Below are 22,475 nucleotides of genomic sequence, written 5' to 3'. Positions count from 1 at the left end.
TGGAGGAGTACGTTAATGATCTTCAAGAGCTGGGTATTACGGTGGAGCGCTGGGGTGGTCAGAACAGGTACGAGACAAACCTCATGGTCATGACCCAAGCCCAAATCAAGTTCGGCCTTAAGTTCAAGGATAAGCTCATCATGGTTCCAGGCAACGACACGGCCGGAATAAAGGCTGCCCTCAAGATAGCGGTCAGAGAGAGAGCGATGATTGCATTCGTCAATGAAACAACCAATGTGACCAAGCTGATGCTGAAGCTTCAGGTCAGAACCGGCAACGTGACCATCGTTGGGACTCCCTTTATGAACAGAACTCTGCTCAGGGTAAGGGAGCAGCTCAGAAACCAGTCCAGGGAGTGCAACTGTACCAGTGTTCATGTCAACATAACTGCGGAGATAGCTCTCGAGGCGATAAACGCGGGTGAGGAGAAGATCAGCACCGCCAAAGCCCTCCTTGAGAACGCGACCCTCACTCCAATGCAGGAGAGACTGGTGGAGAGGATGCTGACGCTTGCAGAGAAAGAGCTGTCAGAAGCCAAAGAAGCCTACAGCGAAGGTAAATACGGAAAGGCCTACGGGATGGCGATAGCGGCGAAGGCCCACGCGGAGTTCGTGATAAGAATAGCCTCCAGCGATTGGAGCATGAGGATGGGGCTCAACCCCATGATGAGGGCCAATGTAACACTCCACCGCCTGGAAGCCCAGATAAGAGTCCTAGAAAATGCTGGGATCGATGTCTCGGAATTAAAGAGCCTGGTTGAGCAGCTCAAGGTCGCCATCCAGAACAACGACGTGGAAATGGTCAACGCCCTCCTCATGAAAATCGAAGAGTCTCTTAGGGAGCTCTTCATGGGTGGCAAGTCCCACTTAAAGGCCCACGCTATGCCCTTTGCCCGTGGCGGGGCCCCATGATGTTTAATTTTGTTTTTGATCCTTTTTATTTATCTGACTTCTTGTCGCCCTAAATATGGAAGTCAGAGACCGAGAGAGAAAACAACCACTCCTCAATTAGTATTCTCTTCAGCTTGAGCCGCATGGGGTATGGGCCTAAGGCTACGTTTTTAACTGTATCTCCACCGAAAACTTTATAAAGTCTCCGACATATGTAATATTAGACTTACACATGGAGGAGGTTGAGAACATGATAAATATGAAGTTGTTTGGAGTTGGGCTCCTCGCCCTGCTGGTTGGAATGACCCTTGGAGCGGTCGCGGCAATGCCGAGCTGGGCTGGTCCAAGGATGCCGGTTCAGGAGACCGCACCCCTCATGGACAGCACACTCACCACCTACTACGCTGATCTGAGCCAGGAGGAAATAGATGGCCTGCTCTGGATGAGAGAAGAAGAGAAGCTCGCCAGGGACGTTTACCTCACGCTCTACGAGATGTATGGACTGCCAATATTTTACAACATAGCCCAGAGCGAGCAGACGCACACTGACACAGTGCTTGCCTTGATAGAGAAATACAACCTTACCGATCCGGCCACCGACGAGATAGGTGTCTTCAAGAACCCGGAGCTTCAGGCCCTCTATGACCAGCTCATCGAGATGGGCAGCCAGAGCCTCGTCGACGCCCTCAAGGTTGGGGCATTGATAGAGGAGACCGACATAGTGGACCTCGAGGAGAGGATAGCCCAGACCGACAACGCCGACATAATCCAAGTCTATGAAAGCCTCAAGGCCGGAAGCGAGAACCACCTCAGAGCATTCACGAGCACCCTCGAGAACTACGGGGTAATCTACGAACCGCAGGTGGTCAGCGAAGACTACTACCAAGAGGTCATCAGCTCGGCAAACAGCCACGGCTTTGGCAACCCGATGGGCGACGTTGTCAGGGGCCACGGAATGTGGAGAAGCGCCGCGCAGGAGCCGGTTCAGGACACCAGCATTATTGCGGGCATCGTAAATGCCTTCAGGCACGCCTGGAGCTGGATGAACGGATTGGTCCAGAGACTCGGCATGCCGATTTGAAGCCTTTCTTTTTTCTTCCCTCTTAATGTGGTGGAAATCGAGAAGGCTTGAGTATGGAGGTCAAAGCCTGGCACTTTGTTGAATTTGGAGAGTTTCCCGTTGAAGAGATAGACGTTGATGAGGTCAAAGACAACGCCCTTGCCCTGCTGAGGCGTGCCAAAGTTGAGAGGTACGAAACACCACACGGAACTGTGCTCAAGCTTATGGACAGTTATGGAAACTACATTGGAAAAGTCGTAGGCGGGTGCAGTCTAGATAAGCTTACAATCGGAAGCGCTTACCAGACTCCGTTTGGAATCAAAGTAACGCTTGACTGCGGCGAAACAATCGTTGGATGGCTCTATCTGGAGGGATGAAAATGCCGAGGGGATTTGGTGGACCTATCATGAGGGGCCCAATGTTCGGAAGGCGGAGATGGGGCTTCGGATGGATGTGGTGGGGCTTTGGAATATTTGCAATCTTTTTCATATTTGCGCGCTTGGTATTCCTGCTCCTGCCCCTCCTCCTGGTAGGGGCGCTGCTTTACGCCCTCCTGAAGCGCTGATTTCGAAAGCTTTTTATTTTTCCCCTTCCAACTTATGTAAGAACCCCTGCCCTATGGAAGGCCAAGCGTGATGAAAATGGTTGAAAGCATTCAAGAACTGGCAGTGATCGCGGAGGCATTGAGCTCTCCAATCAGAGTTAGGATACTCAAGATGCTCTGCGAGAAGGAGTGGTACGTTTACGAGCTCGCAAAGACCTTGGGCATTTCTCGCCAGCTGCTTTATCTCCATCTGAAAAAGCTGGAAAAGGCAAACCTCGTCGAAAGCGAGCTTCGCCTCGAGCCAAACGATCCAAGGGCAAAGAAGTATTATCGGGCAAAGCCCTTCAAGCTCGTCATCGATAACGAGATTGTGAAAAACCTGAAGGAGGTGTGATGATGCCGTATAACTCAGCCCCGAGCGGGTGGATATCCATAATTCTCGGACTGATCCTGATAGCCATAATGGTCTTCGCCTTCTACCAAATGAACAAGACGCTGGGTGAGCTGAAACTCGAGCTGTCAAACCTGCGGAACACTCTGGAGGAGACCAAGAGACACACTGAGGAAGTCAAGAAGAAGCTTGAGGAAGTCTGAAATGCTGCCGCCAGGTAAAATTCCCCCAGAAAAACTCAGGGAGATAGTGTTCAACCGCTTAGGGGCACCTGGGGAGAGGGTAATAGCCAAATCAGACCTAGGTGTAGATGCCACTGCGATTGATTTCGGTTCTTCCGTTTTAGTTGCCTCAACCGACCCTATCACAGGAGCCGAAGAGAAAATAGGATTTTATGCGGTTCACATCAACGCTAACGACGTTGCCACCTTCGGGGCAAAGCCAAAGTGGTTTCTGGTCTCAATTCTCCTTCCGGAGAACTCAGATGATGCCCTGCTCGTCAAAATCATGGATGAACTCCACGAGAGCGCCAGTAAACTCGGCGTCGCAATAGTTGGCGGTCATACGGAGGTAACTCCCGGCCTCGATAGGCCGATAGTCGCAGGCACCATGCTGGGAGAGGTTCCGAAAGAAAAGCTCGTAACCTCGAACGGAGCTAAGCCAAGCGATGCAATAATCCTCACTAAGTGGGCCGGTTTGGAGGGAACGGCCATAATAGCAAGCGAGAGGAGTGAGGAGCTCGAAAAAGCTTTCGGAAAGGAGTTCGTGGAGAAAGCACAGTCCCTCATCGAGATGATAAGTGTCGTGGAAGACGCTTTAACTGCCAACGAGATCGGCGTCAATGCTATGCACGACCCCACTGAAGGCGGTGTGGCGAACGGCCTCCACGAGATGGCCGACGCTGCCAAACTCGGCTTCCGCGTTTACGCAGAGCGGATTCCGATAAGGAAAGAAACACTGAAAATCTGTGAGTTTTATGACCTCAATCCGCTCGCCCTCATCAGCTCAGGCGCGCTCATGATAGCCGCCCCCAAAGAAAAGGCAGATAGTATAATCTCCGCCCTCAAGAGGAAGGGCATAAACGCCTCGGTAATCGGGGAGTTCCTAGAAGACAAAGAATCGAGAGTAATGGTTGATAACGGAAAGGAAAAGCCTCTGGAGAGGCCAGAGAGCGACGAGCTCTGGAAGGTCGTTTAGAGCTCCACGGAAATTCTGAGCTTTTCTTCCTCCTCGAGCTTTCTCAGTATCTCTAGAGCAGTTTTTGGGTTCAGGGGCATCGTCCTGAGGTGCTCGTAGGCCTTCCTTATTTCCTCACGCTGGTAGCCTTGAGCCCTGCGCTCCATGTAGAGAAGAACCGCAAGCAGAACACCTTTGATGCTCTTCTCCGGCAATGGAAGGAGTTTCCAGCCACTGTCATAGACGTAAGCTGCTTTGGGCGTTTCGTCGCCTGTCAGATCCTCCACAGGAACGGTATTTGATCCCTCTTTTGAGGTCAGATACTCGATGAGCATCTTCTCAGGGTAGCCTTCTCTTTTCAGCCCTATGAAGCTCAACTCCATCGCCCTGAGAAGAGACGAGAGTCTCTCGATGTCATCTATGCGGGACTTCGACAGGATAGACAGCTTGAGAACGGCCTTCTCGACGGGTTCCTCCTCAACGTTGACCGTAAGCAGAACCCTGTCCCTCAGCCTAGAGCCTTCTTCAAATGCCTTGACCGCTATCCACATCGCACCGTTGGTGAGAATGCCGTAGCGAACACCTGAGTTGAAGCAGTAGCGGGCAAGCTGCCTCAGAGGCTCCTCGCGCTTGAGAATGTTCACACCAAGGTTCTTAGCTTCGACGTAGGCGAAGACCCCCCCGTTCAGAATGAGCGCGTAGTCAGCCCTCCCCTCCTCGGTTCTCTCCTCTGGACGAACCTCCTCGGGGTTGTTCCAGTCCCACCCGAGGGCCTGAAAAATCTCGCCTATTAGGTGCTGCTTCACAGCCTCCTCGTTCTTCACGTAGAGCTCTCTGTGAGAGCGGATCTTTCTGATAACGTTCAAAACGGCCCTTCTCAGCTCGTCCATATCACCCACCGACCTCGATGATGTACTTCCTGCTTCCAGCCTCAAAACCCCTAAATGAGCCAAGCTTGAGCTTGGTGAGGGCCCCATCAACGTCGATTACCTTCATTGCCGCCAGGTGAGTAACTCCCGTACCCTTCAGGAACTCCGGTAAGAGCTGGGCCGTAGGGCCGGTCAGCACGAAGAGCTCTGCTTTTTTGGCCCTATCGAGCATCATATCGAGGGTACCGTTTAGAATTGCAGAACCGCTCGCTATTACGGCATCGACTTCTGGCAGAAGCCAGTACTCAAGGGCATCGCTGAAGGTGTTCCTGTCCCAGAGCTTCGGGTTGCGCTCGAAAACGAGGACATCAAAACCCTTCCCCTGAAGGGCCCTTACCACCGGAGGCATATTGCCGATAACGGCCACCTTCTCAAAACTCTCATCCAGGAGTTCAACGACGTCCACGTTCGGAGCTTCAGAGAGATCTAGGTAGTACTGAGAAACCGCGTTTATAGCGGCCAGGGCGAGCGTCCTCTCGATGATGTTCAGACTGTCGGCTTTTTCGATGAACGCCTCCAGAGAGGGCTCCTCGATTGAAGTCCTGTACCGTCCCACCTCCTCGGGCAGAGTCATGGCGACGCCGATGGATTTCCCGCGCTCACCCTCTATCAGAACATAAGTATACGGCAGTGCAAAGGAGAAGTCAATCAGCCTGAAATCTTCCCTGGTTAGGGTAAGTGCCTTCCGTTTTATCTCCCGTAACAGCATGAGGACATTTACGCACGAGACCTAAAAGCTTTTGGGGTTCTTGGGCTAGGCTCTTATGGTGGAAGATATGTGCCGGATACTCTTTGCGGCTGGCGATGGAAAGGGAATCATACCTCTAGTCGACGCAATCGTTAAGGCCTCGGAAAACGACCCATATAAGGAGCGCAGGGGAAAGGGAAGACAGCACAAGGACGGCTGGGGCTACGTCCTGCTGAAAGACGGGAGCGTGAGACACTACAGAAGTATGAAGCCAATATTTGAAGACTTCAAAGCAGTTGAATCCCTAAAGGCCGGGCTCAAGGGATTCTCCGTGCTGATGATCCACACGAGGGCAGCTAGCCAGGGGATTAAAAATCTCTTCAACGTCCAGCCCTTTGCCTTCTCGACAAGAAGGGGTTTCAACTTCTGGCTTCTCCACAACGGCGACCTCGACAAGGCGAAGATTATAGAGCTCGCCGAGCTTGATGAGAAAGACCTGAGAAACGCCTCCGACAGCTACACCTTCGCCACTTACCTCTGCAGAAGGCTTCCAAGTCCGAAGCTCGAGGATCTTCTAATTCACTACAAGATAATAGAGGAGACCACCAAGAGCGTTTTTAATACAATGACACTCTTTCAGAGTTCTGAAGGGGACTTCAGTGCCTTCATAACAGCCAAGATGGTCGATGAACTGCTCCAGAAACCGGAGCACTACGACTACTCAAAGCTGCTTCTCCTGAGGGAAGAGAACCTCTTTGCGGTCGCTTCTTCCACGGTGGAGCTCTACCACAAGGCTCATTATGAAGTTATACCAAACGAGACGGCCCTCTACGTTAAGGTACTCGAAGAGAACGTGGAAGTCGAAACTGTTCACCTGTGAAAGGTTATATAGAACGTCCCCCCATTCTCTTTTTGGGTGGTGGCATGGAGGAAAACGCCCCGGTTAAAGTTTATATGACGAGGAAGCTCATAGGTGTTGAACCGAATGACACCGTAAAGCGGGCCTGCGAGGTCATGGTTGAGTTCGACATCGGTTCTCTGGTTGTCGTTGATGAAGGGAAGGTGATCGGCTTCTTCACGAAGAGCGACGTGATAAGGCGCGTTGTAATTCCAGGTTTACCAAACACAACACCCGTCAAGGAGATAATGAGCAGCGAGCTGATAACTGTTGGCGCAAACACCCCGGTGAGAGAGGTACTCGACCTGATGGCGAAGAAGGGCGTCAAGCACATGCTCATCAAGGAGGGCAACGAGATAATTGGCATCTTCAGTCTGAGCGATCTTCTTACCGCCAGCAGGAGACGACTTGAAACAGCCATAGCGGCTGAGTGATGCCTATGATCAGGATTGCCCACATAAGCGACACACACATAACAAGTGAGTCAGCGTACAAGGGCTACGCCTACGACCTCATCGTGAACGAGATAAACCACGGAAATTTCGACTTCGTTATTCACACCGGGGATGTGACCAACCAAGGGCTGCGTGAGGAGTACGAAAGGGCCTCCTACGAGCTGAAGAAGATTCAGAAACCCCTCATTGTTATTCCAGGCAACCACGACGTCAGAAACGTCGGCTACGAGCTCTTCGAGAAGTTCATCGGGCCCCTAAACGGTGTCTTTGAGTTCAGGGATGGAGTTATACTCTGGGTGGACTCAACGATCCCGGATCTGAGCGATGGCAGAATAGGCGGCTACAAGTTCAAGTGGCTCAAAAAAAGACTTGAGGAGTACTCGGACAGGAAGTTCAAAATTGTTGTCTCTCACCACCACATCGTCCCACTGCCGGACACTGGTAGGGAAAGGAACGTGCTATTCAACGCAGGTGACGTTTTGGATCTGCTCCTGAGACACGGGGTGAACCTTTACACCTGCGGGCATAAACATGTTCCCAACGTCTATCGCGTGGAGGACATGGTAGTTGCCAACGCGGGCTGTACTTCCTGCAGGAAGACGCGAAAGGGCGATGTTAACAGCTACAACATCATAACCCTCCACGACGACGGGAGGATAGAGGTAACGATCAGACGCGTTACGGGGGAAGAACTGAAGAAGGAGTACCCACCTGTAAGGCCGAAGATATTCGTTCCCCGGGGCAAGAGGCTTTTGAGGATAGTCCAGATGAGCGAGAGCAACGTCTCGGACAGGATTTATTTCAGGCGGAAGGTTCTCGAGAACGTCATACGAACGATAAACGAGAGGCTGAAGCCGGATATAGTGATCCACTGCGGCGACGTCGTCGATATGGGTATAGAGCGCTATTACGAGAAGGCCTACGAGTTCTATGAGAAGATAGGGGCAGAAAAGCTGGTCGTTCCTGGACACAATGACATAACCTATCTCGGCTACGACCTCTTTAAGGAGTACTTTGGCAAGCCGAAAATACTGGAACTCGGAAAGTTCACGTTCATCCCTGTGATAAGTGCCCAGTACGAGACGCCAATAGGTGTCGTAGGGAGGATAGGCCAGAAAAAGCTCGCCAGACATCTCGAGGACTACAGCGAGAGCTTCACCGTTGTAGTAATGCATCACAACATAGTGCCGATTCCAAAGAGCAGGGAAGTAGGCTTCCTGGAGGATGCTGGCGATGTGCTTAAGGTTCTGACGAGAGAAAAAGCAAATCTCGTTTTGACAGGTCACGGAGGCAACTCCTTCGGTGTGAAAGTGGAGAAAACTCCGTTAGTCAACGCCGGCTCTGTCAGCTGGGAGCTCCACAGGAACCCCTATGGAAACACATTCAACCTAATCGATGTCTACCGTGACATGGCGGTAGTCTTCGAGGTTCAGGCAACCTGGGGCTCGGGGAGGCTACTAGGAATATGGAAAATAAAGGGGCCCTTCAATCTTTGACCATTTCATCTATTTGTTCCATAAGCCTCTCCATTATATTTTCCATTATCGCGTTGACGGTGCTCTCGAGCTCAACGTTGTTTATTATCGGTATCCCGTACTCCTTTGCTCTCCCGACTATGAAGTCTTGTATCTCCAGGATGGCGTCTATATGCTTAAGGTAGTAGTCAGCCGATCTCTTGCTGTAGCGGGCTCTCTCGTAAAACCTTGCCTCAAAGTCCTTCTTGCCCTTGACGGTTATCACGTACATGAAGCTGTTCTCATTGAGCTTGATGTACCCTGGGACTAAATGAATGCCCTCGATTATCGTGTTGAAACCTTCTTTGTAGGCCCTCTCAAGAACGGCACTAACACCGACGGAAACATGCTGAACCTGATTCTCAAATCCCCGTATGAGGGGAGAATTATCGCTCTTCCGCAAGCTCACAACCTTCCATGCAAGAAAAGATGATGTGTGCAAATCAGGGAGAAGTTCCGGTGCTATTATCCTCTTCATAACCTCCCTTATGGTGTCCGTACCTATCACGCTTCGTATTCCAAGACGGAAGGCCAATTCGGTCGCTATGGTGGACTTTCCAACGCCCGTTGCTCCACCTAGGAGGATTGTTATTGGGATTTTAAGCTTCCGGAACTGGCGCCAGAATAAATAGCGCTTCGCAGCCTCATTAAGCCCGTGGTCGAGGAGCTTCTGATAAGTCAGCTCGCGTATCTCCTCAGTGGTCACTAGTTTGAGTTTCCTCTCCATCAGTTCCTTCTGAACCTCGGTAGCTATGATATAGGCTATTCCAACGTCAACCCCGGCGAGTGTTATAGAGCGCGTCAGTATGCCCCTCGAAAAGGGGAGGCGTATCTTCCTCTCGGGGTCTGTCACGATTATCATGCTCTCCCCCCCAGCAGGGCGCGGCCGAGCTCAAGAACGGCCTTCCTCAGGTCTTTTCCATCGATGTTGACGGGCTCGTTGTCGAGGTAAATGACTTCGATTCCCTGCTCCAGTGCCCATCTCGTCACCACATCAACGGCGGCGGCTTTGAGCTCAACTGCGACTGCATCTATGCCTCTAAAGCCCTCGAGGTCCCTCCAGAGGAGGGGTCTCTTCGAAAGGTTGTCCGAAGTGTAGGGCACCTCTGCACCGAGCCCTTCGAGATGTTTCTTCGCCTTTGGCAGGGCCTCACTGGAAGTCATCACCAGGCCGAGCCGTTTGTCTGAAACATTACCGAGTGGCCTCGGGCGGAAGGCAATAAAGTGCAGGTCAACATCGGGGTTGATCTCCAGTATGGCATCTCTCAGGGCTTTCCACCTCTCTTCGCCCACGGAATCAGCCATCGTAACAACCACTATATCCGCCAGTGAGACCCTGAAGGTACCGAAGTATCCCCTGACGAAGTCGAGCTTTTGCTTGGCGCCCACCACGACAACGTATCTATCCGCCCTGTAAGGGGGAAACGTCGCCCCGCTGCCCTCGAGGATTATTAAATCGTTGGGCAAGTTCTCGGCAAGCTTCACACCCTCATCCACCACGTCGAAGAAAGGAAAGCCGGCCATTCCACCACCGCATCTTCTACAGCCAATGGTTGTTACGCGTGAGGTTAACGCATCCTCGAAGTGGTCGGAGGCGGCGTGTTTTCCACTCTCGGCAAACTTGAGCAAAAACTCGGGAGTTATTTCGAACTTATCGCCCTCTATCAGTTCGGGCTCTTCAGGGCCGCCGCGGCCCATGGTAACTATCACAGGCTTTGCTATCTCTTTCAGAGTTCTCGCGATGAAGCCACTCACGGCTGTTTTCCCAACCCTCTTGCCCGTACCTATAACGGCCAGGCTCGGCTTTTTGGTTTTTTTGAGCGGTTTTGGCTTGAAGTGGAAATCCGCTCCCCGGTAGGACACACCATAGAGCATGCACAGTGAAGCAATCCTAAAGCGGTCTTCATAGTTGAGGACGGGCTCATCGCTTAAGTCGACAACCTCGTCGACCTTGTTCTCCTCCAGAGCCCTTCTGAGGGCGTCGAGATAGTTGGGTGAGTGATAAACTTTAACCCCAATCTTTCTCTCAACTTCCCCAATGCTCCCAATCTTCTCACTTCCACCCAGGAAAACGGCACAACAGACGTCACCAAGTTTTTTTATCGCCCATGAGATGACGTCAGGATAGTGCTCGCCGTCAATCAAGACCAGCTTCATACCATCACCGTACTCAGTTAAACCCAAGGGGATTTTAACCTTTGCCAGGGAAGAATTTCTTGGGAGTTCCCAGGAAGGATTATAAACCTTCAAAACACCATAGTAATACGACGACCACCTTGGTGGTGTCTATCTGGAGGTGTAAAAAATGGCTGAGATGATAGTTAAGTCCAAAGTTAAGGAAGCCGTGAAGGCCATAGACCCCGAGATGAGAATTAACCCGGAGTTCTACGAGGCTCTTGAGGCCGAGATTAAGATTCTTATCGAGAAGGCCGTCAAGAGGGCCAAGGACGAAGGCAAGAAGACCCTCTACCCGAGGCACGTCTGATTTTTCTTTCCCTTCTTTTAATGAATCGGTGAGCTTTTATTCGTAGGTGCCTAACTTTCCCGGTGGTATCATGGGGCTGAGAAAATTTGGAGATTCAGCTTATCTTTATCCGGGCAGTCCGTCAACCCTCATCAGAATCTTTGATGGTATGGCGGTTCTTATTGACCCCGGTCACGGGAGCGGAAGGCACAAGGACTTAAAAATAGCGGTAAAAAAGCTCGGGCTGGAGATTAAAGCCCAATTAGCCACTCACGGTCATGCCGACCACGTCTCTGTTGCACCAGGGACAGACGCTCCGCTATTCATGCACCGCTTCGAGTTCTCCATAGCCGAGAACCCGCTCAATAGGGAGCTCTTAACCTTCGGCTCGAAAGCGCCAAAAGGTTTCCTCGTTTTCCAGTTCCCTGAGGAGGTAAAGGTTCACGCAGTCTTCGAATGGGGAGACGAACTCTTCGGAGTTAAAGCCATAAGGCTAAACGGCCACTCGCCGGGAATGACAGGCTTCCTCGACGAGGAAAACGGCTTGATCTACGCCGGTGACGCCTTCTTCGGCGAGAGAGTCATAGAAGCGGTCGGCCTTCCATATCTGGTCGAGCCAGAATTATTTAAAGCCTCAATTATGCAATTACAGAATTATGCAGAAAAGGGCTATACCCTGATTCCCTCCCATGGAAAGGCCGTTAGTAGTAAAGAGGCGCTTGAAATTCTTGACTTCAACCTCAAAAGAGTTGAGGAAGCCGAAGAGCTTATCTTAGGGCTCCTCAGAACGTCAAGAAGCCTCGACGAGTTGGCGTTCATGATAATGAGGCACTACGGCATTGAGATTACGCCCCAGAAGCTCGCCCTTAACCTCGTTCCGCTGAGGGCCTTTGTGGCGAAGCTCTACAATGAGGGTGTAATAGAGGCAACAGTGGATAATGGGCTAAAGTGGAAGGTCAGGAAAGGGTGAGTTTTGTGGCCCTCAACTACTCTCCACCGTCCGAATAGCAGAGGTAGCGATACGGGCAGAATTTACAGGCGTAGTCATTCCAGCCCTTGGGGGGCTTTCCTTTTTCGTAATGCCTCTTGACGTTGTAGAAGTGCTTGAGAGTTTCGCGGAACAGCTTGCCGTCGTAGGGCACTTCAAAAGCCCTAAAGTTCGGCCCCTTGACGATGGGGAAGCGGGAAAAGTCGATTTTGCGGATAATTTTCATAGGCTCCTCGTGGAGCTTAATGTAGTAGAGATAGCCGTACTCGGCTTCAGCCCAGCGGAGATATATGTTGAGCTGGGCAAGGTGATAGTCGTATGGGACTCTCGGCAGACTCGTCTTGCCTTTGATTTCGATGGGAAAGTCCCTTATAGCATCCACCCTTCCGTGTATCTCGAAGCCGAGCCTGGAGGAGCGGAGAATCATGTGCTTCTCAAGCTCGAAGCCGAAGCGGTTCTTTAAAATCTCACCGAGCACGTTGTGGGTGTTTATCCCCTGGTTCAGTCTCACTCTAACGAACTCTGGCCACTTCTCGGGGTAGCCCTTCAGGCGAAAGTATATCCTTCTCGGGCAGGTTAGGGCCTCGCTCGCGTAAAACTCCAGGAATCCATCGTTCTCTTGGCGCTGATTAAGACTCGTCATTTATGTCCCTCCAGGAAACAGGGCGGGTCATTGGCCCGCGAACCTCGCCGCCCCTGCGTCAGCTAATACCGACGTCATCACCCATCAGACTGGGCAAGGGTCGTCATCCGCTTGGAGAGTTAAAGCTTACCCACCATTTAAAGCTTTGGGGAAGAATTTGGGGAGCGAAGGGGGAGGGGAAAATCAGAAAATAGTCCCCTTCTTCCGCTTGAGCGAGTAGCTTAAGCCGTAGGCTGGCCAGAGGCTCGGCGGCTGGTTGTAGTGGTGCAGGTTGCGCAGTATCTTCTCCGCGGTCTTCCGGTTCTTTGCCTTAACGCGGAGAACATCACGCTCAAGCTCGACGGTTCCATTGGATAGTCTGATTGTGAGCTTCGAGCCGTCGACCTCTGGGCGGGCCTTCATCAAAAGCCGCCGGTAATCTTCGTAGGCTTCTTTGCTTAACTTCTGCTCAAGAAGGGCGGGTTTTTCACGTGGCTTAAACAATCTAGACAGCCAACTATTCGGGGGTTCTTCATCCATAGAGTCCATCAACCTCCGGAGGACTTCTCACTTTATATTCGCCCTCTATGTTTTTAAGGCTTTCTCATCGCTTTTTGCCGAAATGGCGAGAGGAAGGCTTTTAAGGTTTTCTTGATGAGTAAGGCCGATGGTGAGGACACAGCTCATAAAACCCCGAATCAGAGAGATTCTCTCACGCGAACTTCCGCCGGAGTTAGTTTCCATGCTCCCAAAGCACTGGGTTCAGATAGGGGACGTTCTGATTCTGCCGCTTAGGCCAGAACTGGAGCCATACAAACACCGGATAGCTGAGGTTTATGCGGAGGTTCTCGGCGTTAAAGCCGTCCTCAGAAAGGGCAGAATAGGCGGCGAGTTCCGGGAGACGAACTACGAGCTTCTCTACGGGAGCGACACCGTAACAGTCCACATCGAGAACGGGATTAGATACAAGCTCGATGTCGCTAAAATCATGTTTTCGCCGGCAAACGTCAAGGAAAGGGTGAGAATGGCGAAGGTTGCCAAGCCGGACGAGCTGGTTGTCGATATGTTCGCTGGAATCGGTCACCTCAGCCTCCCAATGGCAGTTCACGGAAAAGCTAGAGTAATAGCCATAGAGAAGAGCCCCTACACCTTCCGCTTTTTAGTTGAGAACATCGAGCTCAACAAAGTACATGACAGGATGACAGCCTACAACATCGACAACCGCGACTTTCCGGGTGAAAACATCGCCGACAGAATCCTAATGGGTTATGTAGTGAAAACCCACGAGTTCATTCCCAAGGCCCTGAGCATAGCGAAGGACGAGGCTATAATCCACTACCACAACACCGTTCCCGAAAGGCTGATGCCGAAGGAACCCTTCGAAACCTTCAAGAAAACGGCCAGGGAATACGGCTATGAGGTCGAGAAGCTCAACGAGCTGATAATCAAGCGCTACGCTCCGGGCGTGTGGCACGTGGTTCTGGATTTAAAGGTGTTCAAGCGGTAGTATAACTCCGATTGGTATAACTGCGATTATAATAATTTCCATCATACAAAATCAGCGGTTGTCTTCATCAAGCTTTTTCAAATCCATTCCACAGCGGTTTCCAGTCGTCGCAGATGAAGTTCATATGGACGGTCCTCATGTGCTTTCTGCATATCCCCTGCATCGGAAAGTATGAGTCGATTGCGCCGAACCAGAGGCAGTTCTTGCAGGCCTTTAACTTATCATCCACAGAGTTCACCAATGAAAGTTTACGCGCCTCCACATAAACTTTTGGTCGTTCCTGTTCTTTCAAGTTCCTGACAGTTAACAGATGGGCTTAACTTAACATGTTCTGTGAAATGCATCCTTTTGCGAATACCTTATATCCACCAAACCGAAAATCTTTCGAGGTGATTCTAACATGGCAATGAAGGGATGGTGGGGAAGGATCCTCAGGGTTGACCTGACCAACAACAAGGTCTGGGTGCAGGAGTATTCTCCAGAAATTGCCCAGCAGTTCATCGGTGGTAGGGGTCTCGCAATCAAGATCCTATGGGATGAAGTCAAAGGTGCCGACCCGCTCGGACCGGAAAACAAACTCATCTTCGCTTCTGGACCGTTCAACGGTCTTCCGACTCCAAGCGGCGGTAAGATGGTTGTGGCAGCGAAAAGCCCGCTCACCGGCGGTTACGGTGATGGTAACCTCGGTACCATGGCGACCGTCCACCTGAGAAAGGCCGGCTACGACGCTATTGTCGTTGAGGGCAAGGCCAAGAAGCCGGTTTACCTATACATAGAGAATGATAACGTCAGCATACTCAGCGCTGAAGGTCTCTGGGGCCTCGACACCTTCAAGACCGAAGAGGAACTCAAAAAGATACACGGCAAGAACGTCGGAATCCTCAGCATCGGCCCCGGTGGCGAGAACCTCGTCCGCTACGCCGTTGTCATGTCCCAGGAGGGCAGGGCCGCTGGAAGGCCCGGTATGGGTGCCGTCATGGGAAGCAAGAAGCTCAAGGCCGTCGTCATAAAGGGAACCAAGGAGATACCCGTCGCGGATAAGGCAAAACTCAGAGAACTCTCAAAGGAGGCCTATGAGGCCATCCGGAATTCACCGGCCTATCCGTTCTGGCACAGACAGGGAACCATGGCAGCAGTTGAATGGACCAACGAGAACTCGGCTCTGCCGACCAGGAACTTCAGCGACGGTTCCTTCGAGTTTGCCCGCTCGATAGACGGATACACCCTTGAGGGCATGAAGGTCAAGCAACGCGGATGTCCCTACTGTAACATGCCCTGTGGAAACGTTGTCCTCGACGCCGAGGCCCAAGAGAGCGAGCTTGACTACGAGAATGTTGCCCTACTCGGCTCAAACCTTGGCCTTGGCAAGCTCAACGAGGTTTCCGTCCTCAACAGGCTCGCCGACATGTACGGTCTCGACACGATCTCCCTCGGAGTCTCGATATCCTTCGTTATGGAAGCCGTCGAAAGGGGACTCCTTGAGGAGGGTCCGACCTTCGGTGACTTCAAGGGCGCTAAGCAGCTCATTGAGGACATAGCATTCAGGCGTGGTGAACTCGGCAACTTCGCCGCCGAGGGTGTCATGAGGATGAGCCAGAAGCTCGGCGATGACAGCTTTGCCATGCACGTCAAGGGCCTTGAGACGAGCGGTTACAACTGCTTCATCTACCCGGCCATGGCGCTTGCCTTCGGTACCAGTTCAATCGGTGCACACCACAAGGAGGCATGGGTCATCGCCTGGGAGATCGGTACCGCACCGATTGAAGGCGAGCAGGCTAAGAGGGTCGAGTACAAGATCACCTACGAACCGGAGAAGGCCGCCAAGGTCATCGAGCTCCAGCGCCTCAGGGGCGGTCTCTTCGAGATGCTTACCGCCTGTAGGCTCCCGTGGGTCGAGGTCGGCCTAAGCCTCGACTACTATCCGAAGCTCCTCGAGGCCATCACCGGCGTCAAGTACACCTGGGACGACCTCTACAGGGCAGCTGACAGGGTCTACGCCCTCATTAGGGCCTACTGGGTTAGGGAGTTCAACGGAAACTGGGACAGGAAGAGGGACTATCCGCCGAAGAGGTGGTTCATTGAGGGCCTCAAGAGCGGCCCGTACAAGGGCATGCATCTCGAGGAGGACAAGTATGACAAGCTTCTCAGCGAGTACTACAGGCTCAGGGGATGGGATGAGCGCGGAATCCCGAAGAAGGAAACCCTCAAAGAGCTCGGCCTCGACTTCGTCATCCCGGAGCTCGAGAAGGTTACCAAGCTCGAGTGATTTCCTCTTTTTCTTCTCCAGCAAATTTTTACCCTTCGGAGTCCAAGTTGGCGCGGTGGTGAAAATGATCAGGATCAGACTAATGGGAGTTTTCGCTTATCTAGCAAAGGCGAGGGAGCTCAACGTGAGGATAGAGGACAAGAAAACTGTGGACGAGATTCTGAGAGAGGTAATTCCAAGGTACGACGAGTTCAAGGAGAAGATCATCTTCATCAACGGGCAACCTGCAAGAGGCGACGCCGAGGTTATCGACGGCGATGAGATCAAGGTGATGCCGGTTTTGAGCGGGGGCTGAGATTTCTTGCTTCTTTGACAATGCCCTTTCATTGAGTTCAAACTTTCTGTGATAATGAAACTCTGCAAGACCGCCTAATTGAACGACAAAACCTCTTCGAAAATCTTGCAAGTATAGAAGGACATGCTAGCCGTGATCAAACTTCGCGCAAGCAAAATTTGTTAGAAGGGTTTTGGCGCCGGGGCAGGGATTTGAACCCTGGCGGGCTAACGCCCACGGACTCTCCAGGCCCGCGCCTTCCCAGGCTAGGCTACCCCGGCGCGTAAAAAGGGGGGAGAATCACGAGATGAGCTCGATCTCAATGGTGACGTCCTCAGGGACGCGAATCCTCATGATCTGGCGCATGGCCCTTTCGTCGGCCTCAATGTCGACAAGCCTCTTGTGAACGCGGAGCTCGAACCTGTCGAAGGTGGCGGTGCCCTCTCCGTCCGGGCTCTTCCTGGTGGTGATCCTGATCCTCTTGGTCGGGAGCGGGATCGGACCGCTCATCCTAACGCCGGTCCTCTCGGCTATCTGTTTTATCTGGTCGGTGACCTCGTTGAGGGCCTTAATGTTAGTGCTTGCGAGCTTAATCCTTGCCTTCTGCATTTCCGTCCCTCCTAAGAGCTAAGGAAGTAAAGGAAGGAGAAGGCCTTCACTCGGCCTTCTGGATGGAGATAACCATACCGGCAGCGACGGTCTGGCCCATGTCACGGATGGCGAACCTGCCCATCTGCGGGATCTCCTTGACCGGCTCGATGACCATCGGCTTGGTCGGCCTGAGGACGACGATGGCAGAGTCACCGGTCTTGATGAACTGCGGGTTCTCCTCGACGACGTTACCGGTCCTCGGGTCGAGCTTGGCAAGGAGCTGCTCGAACCTGACGGCGACCTGGAGGGTGTGGGCGTGGAGGACCGGGGTGTAACCGATGGTGATAGCGGTCGGGTGGTTGAGGACGATGATCTGGGCCTTGAAGGTGTCCTTCGGCCTGACAACGGTCGGCGGGTTGTTGGTGTGACCAGCAACGTCACCGCGCTTTATGTCGTTCTTACCGACACCCCTGACGTTGAATCCGATGTTGTCACCCGGAAGGGCCTCCTGCATTGGCTCGTGGTGCATCTCGATGCTCTTAACCTCACCCTGGATCGGCTTGTGGAAGATGGTGCTGGCCGGCTCGAAGATGACGACGTCACCGACGCGGAGGACACCGGTCTCGACACGGCCGACCGGAACGGTACCGACACCCTTAATGGAGTAGACGTCCTGGATCGGGATGCGGAGCGGCTTGTCGGTCGGCTTCGGCGGCTCTGGGATCTGGTCGAGGGCCTCGATGAGGGTCGGGCCATTGTACCAGGGCATCTTGTCGCTCTTCTTAACGACGTTGTCGCCCTCCCAAGCGCTGATCGGGATGATCGGGAAGTCCTTGTAACCGAGCATCATGAGGAGCTTCTTAACCTGCTCGGCGACCTGCTTGAACTTCTTCTCGTCGTAGTTGACCATGTCCATCTTGTTGATAGCGACGATGATGTGGCCGATACCAAGGGTCCTGGCAAGGAAGGCGTGCTCCTTGGTCTGCGGCATGACACCGTCGGTGGCAGCAACCACGAGAACGGCAGCGTCGGCCTGGCTGGCACCGGTGATCATGTTCTTAACGAAGTCCCTGTGGCCCGGAGCGTCGATGATGGTGATGTACCTGTGCGGGGTCTCGAACTTGGTGTGGGCGACGTCGATGGTGATACCTCTCTCCCTCTCCTCCTTGAGCCTGTCCATGACCCAAGCGAACTTGAAGGACTTACCCTTCTCACCCATCTCCTCGAACTTCTTGATGATGTTCTCCGGTATGTTGGCGGTGTCAAAGAGCAGCCTTCCGATGGTGGTGCTCTTTCCGTGGTCGACGTGGCCGATAAAGACTATGTTAACGTGTGGCTTCTCCTTTGCCATTTCCAAACACCTCCAAATTTTGGTCTAGTCTCGTTTGACTAGGATGGCTTTTTAAATCTTTCGAACTTCGGCTCCCTCGGGCGGGAAACCCGCCTTTTTCTCGGGGGAGCCTCATGAGTTCGGAGTGAACTTGAGGAATGAGTTTAAAAACTTAACTAATCGCCGTTGGGCAGGGATTTGTCAATTTTCAGGGCAGGCTTTCAAAATCCTTCAAATCCCATACGAGCCACCTTCAGCCCTTGGCTCAGCCTTACCCCCAACCCTCTTCGCTATGATTCCATAGTTCTTCTCCCAATTGTGCAAGCCAATAAGTTCTGCCTTCCGCTCCAAATCCTTCAAGATTCCCCCTCGCTTCCCTCTCGTTCAACTCTTCCCACTTGACTTCTATGAAGAGCGCTTTTTTCTCCTGCTCGTTCAGGGCAACCAAGTCAATTTCCTCGTTCTTGTGCCGCCACCTTCCGATTTTCGTGAACTTAAACGGAAGCTCCCCCCTCCTGTTAAGCCCCACCAGAAACTGTCTTGCCACCTTTTCAAACACCCAGCCAAGATAGTGAGGATAGTCCTCCTTAATCTCCGAAACCTCAAAGGTCCCTTCCTCGATTCTCGACAGGTTCGGGTAAACAAAGTGGAACCAGAAGGCCAAGAAGTTGTCCGCAACGTAGTAGCGTCCCCTTTTGGATGAGGGCTTTTCTGTAACTGGAACTTCCCTCACGACCAATCCCGTTTCAATAAGGTTGCGCAGGTAAGGGGTTATGTCAGAGTGTTTCATTCCAGTGAAGTCCTTTATCTTCTTTGGAGTTGTTTTGCCCAGTGCAATAGCTTCAAGTATGCGCTTGTATGTTCTGATCTCAGTGAACTCATATCTGAGGAGAAAATCAACCTCTTCCCTAAAAAAGCTCACCGGATTGAGTAGTTCCTTTTCAAGCCACTCCCAAAAGGGAAGTTCAAAATCTCAACGAGCTCTTCCAAGCTCGCCCTGGGAAAGAACTCCCTCAAGGTAAAAAAACTTCATCGGTTTTAACTTCATGGAGCCCGTTCTCCTACCGTAGAGTGGGCTTTTGTAACTCAACACCTTCTCAGTCATCATACTCACTGAAGAACCAAGGAGTATCAGTTTAGTCTTTGACCCCGAGAGATCAAGGCCAACCGCCCTCTGAAACAGGAAGAGTACTTCAGGATCTTCTTGGATCAGGTTAGGAAACTCGTCGATTATTATTTTCCCCTTCAACGCGTGCAGAAGTCCTTCCCAGTCCTCGCGGGCGTACCTTACCTTGAGAAACACCCTTTCAGCAGTCCCTCGAAAGTGCCTGAGGTTGTCGCCTTCAACCGCCAAGTAATACACGTGAGGAAAGTCTTTAACGGCCTCAAGTACGAGACGGGTCTTTCCAACACGCCTCCTTCCGTATATTACGATGAGTTTAAACTTCCCACTCATTAACTTCTCCTTTATGGCCCTCAGCTCGACCTCCCTGTTCACGAAGCGGTTCATTATGATAATCACCATTATCATAATGCACATTATCATCTTCAAGAATTTCGGTGGATTGAGAACCACGATCCGAACTCTAAACCACTTTTGGAAACTCAGAAAATGACACAACGAAGAAACGAGGAAGAGAAAAGTTCAGAGGGCAGAAAGCCCTCACTGCTGCGGGCAGACGTCCTGCTCCTTCGGCGGGTTCGGGTCGAGGCCCTTCCTCTGCCTGATCTGCCTGATAATGTTGACTGCCAGCTCGTTCGGGACACGCTTGAAGCCTGCATGTTCGGTGCTCCAGAGGGCCTTTCCGCTGGTGGCACCCCTGAGCGCTCCGGCGAATCCGAACATCTCTGCAACCGGAGCCTCTGAGATAATGATCATAACCTCTCCTTCCTGCCTCATGTCAATGAGCTGGCCGCGCCTCTGGTTGATCTCCCTGCTGACGGAACCCATGTACTCATAGGGTATGTTGATGATGACCTTCTGATAGGGCTCGTAGAGCACCGGACCTGCCTTCATCATGGCACAGTGGATGGCAGTCCTGATGGCCGGGTAGATCTGGGCCGGACCGCGGTGGACGTTGTCCTCGTGGATCTTAGCGTCGTGGAGCCTGACCATAACCTTCATGACCGGCTCCTTGGCGAGCGGGCCCTCGTCCATTGCCTGGTGGAATCCGTCAACAAGAAGATCCATAACCTCATTGAGGTACTGGATACCCTTGGTGTTGTCGAGGAATATGTTGCCGTTGTAGACGTCAACGATACCCTTGGCAATCTCGTAGTCAAGGCCGAGCTCGGCTAGCTTCTTGGCGACGGCCTTCGGGTCCTTCGGCCTGCCCTCTGGTATCTCGCCCTCGCGTATGGCCTCGTATATAGCGTCTGGGAGCGGCTCGACGGTGATGTAGAACCTGTTGTGCTTGTTCGGGGACTTTCCTTCGACTATCGGACTCTGCTTGGTGACGCTCTCACGGTAGACGACGATCGGAGGTGAGACATCAACATCGAGCTTCCACTCGGTCTTGAGCCTGTAGAGCTTGACTTCTAGGTGGAGCTCACCCATACCGCTGAGGAGGTGCTGGCCGGTCTCCTCGTCGATCTTGACGTGGAGGGTCGGGTCCTCCTTGGCGAGCTGCCTGAGAGCCTCGATGAGCTTCGGAAGGTCCTTGACGTTCTTGGCCTCGATGGCAACGGTAACGACCGGCTCGCTGGTGTAGTGGAGGGCCTCAAACGGCTCAATCTGCTCAACTGAGACAGTCTCACCGGCCATGGCGTCGCGCAGTCCTGTGACGGCGACGATGTTACCGGCCTGAACGGCCTCCATGTTAACCCTCTCGGGACCCATGTAGATACCGACCTGCTGGATTCTAGCTTTTCTCTTGCTGTTGATGAGGTAAACCTCCTGGCCAGTTTTGACGGTACCGCTCCAGACACGGCCGGTCGCGACCTCACCCGCGTGCTTGTCGAGGATGATCTTGGTGACGACCATGACCATCTTGCCCTTCGGGTCGCAGTTTATCATAGCCTGGCCGACGTCGCTGTTAATGTCGCCTCTCCAGAGGTGCGGGATCCTGTACTTCTGGGCCTCGAGCGGGTTCGGGAGGTGGCGGACGACCATATCAAGAACCACGACGTGGAGCGGGGCCTTCTGCCTGAGAGTCTTAAGGTCGCCGGCGTTGGTGAGCTCAACAATGTCCTTGAAGGTGACACCAGTTCTCTTCATGTAGGGAACACTGAGGGCCCAGTTGTAGTAAGCTGAACCGAAGGCGACGCTTCCATCCTCGACCTTGACGAGCCACTGGTTCTTGAACTCCTCTGGAGCATAGCGCTTGATGAGCCTGTTGACGTCAGTAATGATCTTGGCAAACCTGTTGAGGATCTCGTTCGGACCGAGCTTGAGCTCCTTGATGAGCCTATCGACCTTGTTGATGAAGAGGACCGGCTTAACGTACTCCCTGAGGGCCTGCCTGAGAACGGTCTCGGTCTGGGGCATGACACCCTCGACGGCGTCGACGACTATGATCGCACCGTCGATGGCACGCATGGCCCTGGTAACGTCACCACCGAAGTCAACGTGACCGGGGGTATCGATGAGGTTGATGAGGTACTCCTTGCCCTCATAGGTGTGGACCATTGAGACGTTTGCAGCGTTGATGGTGATTCCCCTCGCCTGCTCCTGCTCGTCGAAGTCAAGGACGAGCTGCTTTCCAGCGAGCTCCTCGCTAATCATGCCTGCACCAGCGAGCAGGTTGTCGCTCAGTGTAGTTTTACCGTGGTCAATGTGAGCAGCAATACCCATGTTCCTAATCCTCTCGGGCTGGGTCATGAGCTCCTTAATCTTTGCAATCATCTCTTCCCTTCTTCCCATTTACACCACCTTCTAACCTGATGAGC

At 52.6% G+C, this 22,475-nt stretch carries 25 protein-coding genes, 1 tRNA gene and 1 pseudogene; 15 read left to right on the top strand and 12 right to left on the bottom strand.

Features of this window, described 5'->3' with window-relative positions; genetic code table 11:
- From E3E33_RS03385 to E3E33_RS03355, 7 genes are all read left to right on the top strand, one after another.
- The coding region (locus tag E3E33_RS03385) for a hypothetical protein (protein ID WP_167711839.1) at positions 1-911 on the top strand (911 nt) is incomplete at its 5' end.
- A gap of 229 nt (positions 912-1,140) precedes the next feature.
- The gene (locus tag E3E33_RS03380) at positions 1,141-1,971 is read left to right on the top strand and encodes a DUF2202 domain-containing protein (RefSeq protein WP_167711838.1); all 831 of its coding nucleotides are present in this window, start codon (positions 1,141-1,143) and stop codon (positions 1,969-1,971) included.
- A gap of 53 nt (positions 1,972-2,024) precedes the next feature.
- Positions 2,025-2,327 (top strand): hypothetical protein, encoded by a 303-nt coding sequence (locus tag E3E33_RS03375; protein WP_167711845.1) that lies wholly within the window; start codon positions 2,025-2,027, stop codon positions 2,325-2,327.
- A gap of 29 nt (positions 2,328-2,356) precedes the next feature.
- On the top strand, positions 2,357-2,515 hold the full coding sequence (locus E3E33_RS03370) for a hypothetical protein (protein WP_238516352.1): 159 nt from the start codon (positions 2,357-2,359) through the stop codon (positions 2,513-2,515).
- A gap of 76 nt (positions 2,516-2,591) precedes the next feature.
- Positions 2,592-2,888, top strand: coding sequence for a winged helix-turn-helix domain-containing protein (locus tag E3E33_RS03365; RefSeq protein WP_012571694.1), 297 nt, complete (start codon positions 2,592-2,594; stop codon positions 2,886-2,888).
- Positions 2,889-2,890: 2 nt separating this feature from the next.
- Positions 2,891-3,088: a hypothetical protein gene (locus E3E33_RS03360; RefSeq protein WP_167711837.1), complete on the top strand. Its 198-nt coding sequence runs from the start codon at positions 2,891-2,893 to the stop codon at positions 3,086-3,088.
- Position 3,089: 1 nt separating this feature from the next.
- Positions 3,090-4,082: an AIR synthase family protein gene (locus E3E33_RS03355; RefSeq protein ID WP_167711836.1), complete on the top strand. Its 993-nt coding sequence runs from the start codon at positions 3,090-3,092 to the stop codon at positions 4,080-4,082.
- Here E3E33_RS03355 and E3E33_RS03350 read toward each other — a convergent pair.
- Both E3E33_RS03350 and E3E33_RS03345 read right to left on the bottom strand, forming a co-directional pair.
- Complete coding sequence (locus tag E3E33_RS03350; protein WP_167711835.1) at positions 4,079-4,951, bottom strand: type I restriction enzyme HsdR N-terminal domain-containing protein; 873 nt, start codon at positions 4,949-4,951, stop codon at positions 4,079-4,081. The two genes, E3E33_RS03355 and E3E33_RS03350, sit on opposite strands and share 4 nt — an antisense overlap.
- 1 nt (position 4,952) lies before the next feature.
- A complete protein-coding gene (locus tag E3E33_RS03345) occupies positions 4,953-5,699 on the bottom strand; it encodes a Rossmann-like domain-containing protein (RefSeq protein WP_167711834.1) in 747 nt (248 codons plus the stop codon).
- 67 nt (positions 5,700-5,766) lie between these two features.
- On the opposite strand from E3E33_RS03345, the gene E3E33_RS03340 reads away from it, so the two are divergent.
- The 3 genes from E3E33_RS03340 to E3E33_RS03330 are packed head-to-tail and all read left to right on the top strand — an operon-like array spanning position 5,767 to position 8,527.
- Positions 5,767-6,558 carry a class II glutamine amidotransferase gene (locus tag E3E33_RS03340; RefSeq protein ID WP_012571699.1) on the top strand — a complete coding sequence of 264 codons (792 nt, stop codon included), beginning with the start codon at positions 5,767-5,769 and terminating at the stop codon, positions 6,556-6,558.
- A gap of 44 nt (positions 6,559-6,602) precedes the next feature.
- Entirely contained in the window at positions 6,603-7,010 is a 408-nt protein-coding gene (locus E3E33_RS03335) for a cyclic nucleotide-binding/CBS domain-containing protein (RefSeq protein WP_167711833.1), read from the top strand.
- A 5-nt stretch (positions 7,011-7,015) separates the two neighbouring features.
- A complete protein-coding gene (locus tag E3E33_RS03330; RefSeq protein ID WP_167711844.1) occupies positions 7,016-8,527 on the top strand; it encodes a metallophosphoesterase in 1,512 nt (503 codons plus the stop codon).
- Here the strand turns inward: E3E33_RS03330 and E3E33_RS03325 are convergent.
- Both E3E33_RS03325 and E3E33_RS03320 read right to left on the bottom strand, forming a co-directional pair.
- On the bottom strand, positions 8,517-9,407 hold the full coding sequence (locus E3E33_RS03325) for a 2-phosphoglycerate kinase (RefSeq protein ID WP_167711832.1): 891 nt from the start codon (positions 9,405-9,407) through the stop codon (positions 8,517-8,519). The two genes, E3E33_RS03330 and E3E33_RS03325, sit on opposite strands and share 11 nt — an antisense overlap.
- On the bottom strand, positions 9,404-10,702 hold the full coding sequence (locus E3E33_RS03320; protein ID WP_012571703.1) for a 2,3-phosphoglycerate synthetase: 1,299 nt from the start codon (positions 10,700-10,702) through the stop codon (positions 9,404-9,406). Before E3E33_RS03320 ends, E3E33_RS03325 begins: the two co-directional genes overlap by 4 nt.
- 148 nt (positions 10,703-10,850) lie before the next feature.
- Here E3E33_RS03320 and E3E33_RS03315 point away from each other — a divergent pair, with 148 nt between their 5' ends.
- A complete protein-coding gene (locus E3E33_RS03315; protein ID WP_012571704.1) occupies positions 10,851-11,030 on the top strand; it encodes a hypothetical protein in 180 nt (59 codons plus the stop codon).
- Positions 11,031-11,100: 70 nt separating this feature from the next.
- Positions 11,101-11,979: an MBL fold metallo-hydrolase gene (locus E3E33_RS03310; RefSeq protein WP_167711831.1), complete on the top strand. Its 879-nt coding sequence runs from the start codon at positions 11,101-11,103 to the stop codon at positions 11,977-11,979.
- A gap of 16 nt (positions 11,980-11,995) precedes the next feature.
- On the opposite strand, the gene cas4 is transcribed toward E3E33_RS03310, so the two are convergent.
- Both cas4 and E3E33_RS03300 read right to left on the bottom strand, forming a co-directional pair.
- Positions 11,996-12,640: a CRISPR-associated protein Cas4 gene (gene cas4, locus E3E33_RS03305; RefSeq protein ID WP_012571706.1), complete on the bottom strand. Its 645-nt coding sequence runs from the start codon at positions 12,638-12,640 to the stop codon at positions 11,996-11,998.
- Between the two features lie 183 nt (positions 12,641-12,823).
- Entirely contained in the window at positions 12,824-13,159 is a 336-nt protein-coding gene (locus E3E33_RS03300; protein WP_012571707.1) for a hypothetical protein, read from the bottom strand.
- 127 nt (positions 13,160-13,286) lie between these two features.
- Here E3E33_RS03300 and E3E33_RS03295 point away from each other — a divergent pair, with 127 nt between their 5' ends.
- Positions 13,287-14,126: a class I SAM-dependent methyltransferase family protein gene (locus E3E33_RS03295; protein ID WP_012571708.1), complete on the top strand. Its 840-nt coding sequence runs from the start codon at positions 13,287-13,289 to the stop codon at positions 14,124-14,126.
- A 67-nt stretch (positions 14,127-14,193) separates the two neighbouring features.
- Here the strand turns inward: E3E33_RS03295 and E3E33_RS03290 are convergent, their stop codons facing one another.
- Positions 14,194-14,355, bottom strand: a complete 162-nt coding sequence (locus E3E33_RS03290; protein ID WP_167711830.1) for a hypothetical protein — start codon at positions 14,353-14,355, stop codon at positions 14,194-14,196.
- A 177-nt stretch (positions 14,356-14,532) separates the two neighbouring features.
- On the opposite strand from E3E33_RS03290, the gene for reads away from it, so the two are divergent.
- Positions 14,533-16,392, top strand: a complete 1,860-nt coding sequence (gene for / locus E3E33_RS03285) for a tungsten-containing formaldehyde ferredoxin oxidoreductase (RefSeq protein WP_167711843.1) — start codon at positions 14,533-14,535, stop codon at positions 16,390-16,392.
- Between the two features lie 64 nt (positions 16,393-16,456).
- Positions 16,457-16,687 (top strand): MoaD/ThiS family protein, encoded by a 231-nt coding sequence (locus E3E33_RS03280; RefSeq protein ID WP_167711829.1) that lies wholly within the window; start codon positions 16,457-16,459, stop codon positions 16,685-16,687.
- 173 nt (positions 16,688-16,860) lie between these two features.
- Here E3E33_RS03280 and E3E33_RS03275 read toward each other — a convergent pair.
- The 5 genes and pseudogenes from E3E33_RS03275 to E3E33_RS03255 all read right to left on the bottom strand — a co-directional run bounded on the left by E3E33_RS03275 (position 16,861) and on the right by E3E33_RS03255 (position 22,449).
- Positions 16,861-16,947: transfer RNA gene (locus E3E33_RS03275), tRNA-Ser, on the bottom strand.
- Positions 16,948-16,966: 19 nt separating this feature from the next.
- Entirely contained in the window at positions 16,967-17,275 is a 309-nt protein-coding gene (rpsJ, locus tag E3E33_RS03270; RefSeq protein ID WP_012571711.1) for a 30S ribosomal protein S10, read from the bottom strand.
- Between the two features lie 46 nt (positions 17,276-17,321).
- Positions 17,322-18,608 carry a translation elongation factor EF-1 subunit alpha gene (gene tuf / locus E3E33_RS03265; protein WP_167711828.1) on the bottom strand — a complete coding sequence of 429 codons (1,287 nt, stop codon included), beginning with the start codon at positions 18,606-18,608 and terminating at the stop codon, positions 17,322-17,324.
- Positions 18,609-18,795: 187 nt separating this feature from the next.
- Positions 18,796-20,097, bottom strand: a pseudogene (locus tag E3E33_RS03260) (ATP-binding protein).
- A 153-nt stretch (positions 20,098-20,250) separates the two neighbouring features.
- Entirely contained in the window at positions 20,251-22,449 is a 2,199-nt protein-coding gene (locus E3E33_RS03255) for an elongation factor EF-2 (RefSeq protein ID WP_012571715.1), read from the bottom strand.
- Positions 22,450-22,475 lie beyond the last annotated feature (26 nt).

The sequence above is a fragment of the Thermococcus sp. GR5 genome, assembly GCF_012027535.1.
In the GTDB taxonomy this organism is placed as follows: Archaea; Methanobacteriota_B; Thermococci; order Thermococcales; family Thermococcaceae; genus Thermococcus; species Thermococcus onnurineus.
Note: the sequence above shows the minus strand (reverse complement) of the source record. Positions and strands in the feature narration are given on the sequence as shown.

Excerpts from the sequence above, each read along its gene's own strand:
- E3E33_RS03380 (WP_167711838.1), top strand. The coding sequence starts at position 1,141 with ATGATAAATATGAAGTTGTTTGGAGTTGGGCTCCTCGCCCTGCTGGTT.
- E3E33_RS03375 (WP_167711845.1), top strand. The coding sequence starts at position 2,025 with ATGGAGGTCAAAGCCTGGCACTTTGTTGAATTTGGAGAGTTTCCCGTT.
- E3E33_RS03370 (WP_238516352.1), top strand. The coding sequence starts at position 2,357 with ATGAGGGGCCCAATGTTCGGAAGGCGGAGATGGGGCTTCGGATGGATG.
- E3E33_RS03365 (WP_012571694.1), top strand. The coding sequence starts at position 2,592 with ATGGTTGAAAGCATTCAAGAACTGGCAGTGATCGCGGAGGCATTGAGC.
- E3E33_RS03360 (WP_167711837.1), top strand. The coding sequence starts at position 2,891 with ATGCCGTATAACTCAGCCCCGAGCGGGTGGATATCCATAATTCTCGGA.
- E3E33_RS03355 (WP_167711836.1), top strand. The coding sequence starts at position 3,090 with ATGCTGCCGCCAGGTAAAATTCCCCCAGAAAAACTCAGGGAGATAGTG.
- E3E33_RS03350 (WP_167711835.1), bottom strand. The coding sequence starts at position 4,951 with ATGGACGAGCTGAGAAGGGCCGTTTTGAACGTTATCAGAAAGATCCGC.
- E3E33_RS03345 (WP_167711834.1), bottom strand. The coding sequence starts at position 5,699 with ATGCTGTTACGGGAGATAAAACGGAAGGCACTTACCCTAACCAGGGAA.
- E3E33_RS03340 (WP_012571699.1), top strand. The coding sequence starts at position 5,767 with ATGTGCCGGATACTCTTTGCGGCTGGCGATGGAAAGGGAATCATACCT.
- E3E33_RS03335 (WP_167711833.1), top strand. The coding sequence starts at position 6,603 with ATGGAGGAAAACGCCCCGGTTAAAGTTTATATGACGAGGAAGCTCATA.
- E3E33_RS03330 (WP_167711844.1), top strand. The coding sequence starts at position 7,016 with ATGATCAGGATTGCCCACATAAGCGACACACACATAACAAGTGAGTCA.
- E3E33_RS03325 (WP_167711832.1), bottom strand. The coding sequence starts at position 9,407 with ATGATAATCGTGACAGACCCCGAGAGGAAGATACGCCTCCCCTTTTCG.
- E3E33_RS03320 (WP_012571703.1), bottom strand. The coding sequence starts at position 10,702 with ATGAAGCTGGTCTTGATTGACGGCGAGCACTATCCTGACGTCATCTCA.
- E3E33_RS03315 (WP_012571704.1), top strand. The coding sequence starts at position 10,851 with ATGGCTGAGATGATAGTTAAGTCCAAAGTTAAGGAAGCCGTGAAGGCC.
- E3E33_RS03310 (WP_167711831.1), top strand. The coding sequence starts at position 11,101 with ATGGGGCTGAGAAAATTTGGAGATTCAGCTTATCTTTATCCGGGCAGT.
- cas4 (WP_012571706.1), bottom strand. The coding sequence starts at position 12,640 with ATGACGAGTCTTAATCAGCGCCAAGAGAACGATGGATTCCTGGAGTTT.
- E3E33_RS03300 (WP_012571707.1), bottom strand. The coding sequence starts at position 13,159 with ATGGATGAAGAACCCCCGAATAGTTGGCTGTCTAGATTGTTTAAGCCA.
- E3E33_RS03295 (WP_012571708.1), top strand. The coding sequence starts at position 13,287 with ATGGTGAGGACACAGCTCATAAAACCCCGAATCAGAGAGATTCTCTCA.
- for (WP_167711843.1), top strand. The coding sequence starts at position 14,533 with ATGAAGGGATGGTGGGGAAGGATCCTCAGGGTTGACCTGACCAACAAC.
- E3E33_RS03280 (WP_167711829.1), top strand. The coding sequence starts at position 16,457 with ATGATCAGGATCAGACTAATGGGAGTTTTCGCTTATCTAGCAAAGGCG.
- rpsJ (WP_012571711.1), bottom strand. The coding sequence starts at position 17,275 with ATGCAGAAGGCAAGGATTAAGCTCGCAAGCACTAACATTAAGGCCCTC.
- tuf (WP_167711828.1), bottom strand. The coding sequence starts at position 18,608 with ATGGCAAAGGAGAAGCCACACGTTAACATAGTCTTTATCGGCCACGTC.
- E3E33_RS03255 (WP_012571715.1), bottom strand. The coding sequence starts at position 22,449 with ATGGGAAGAAGGGAAGAGATGATTGCAAAGATTAAGGAGCTCATGACC.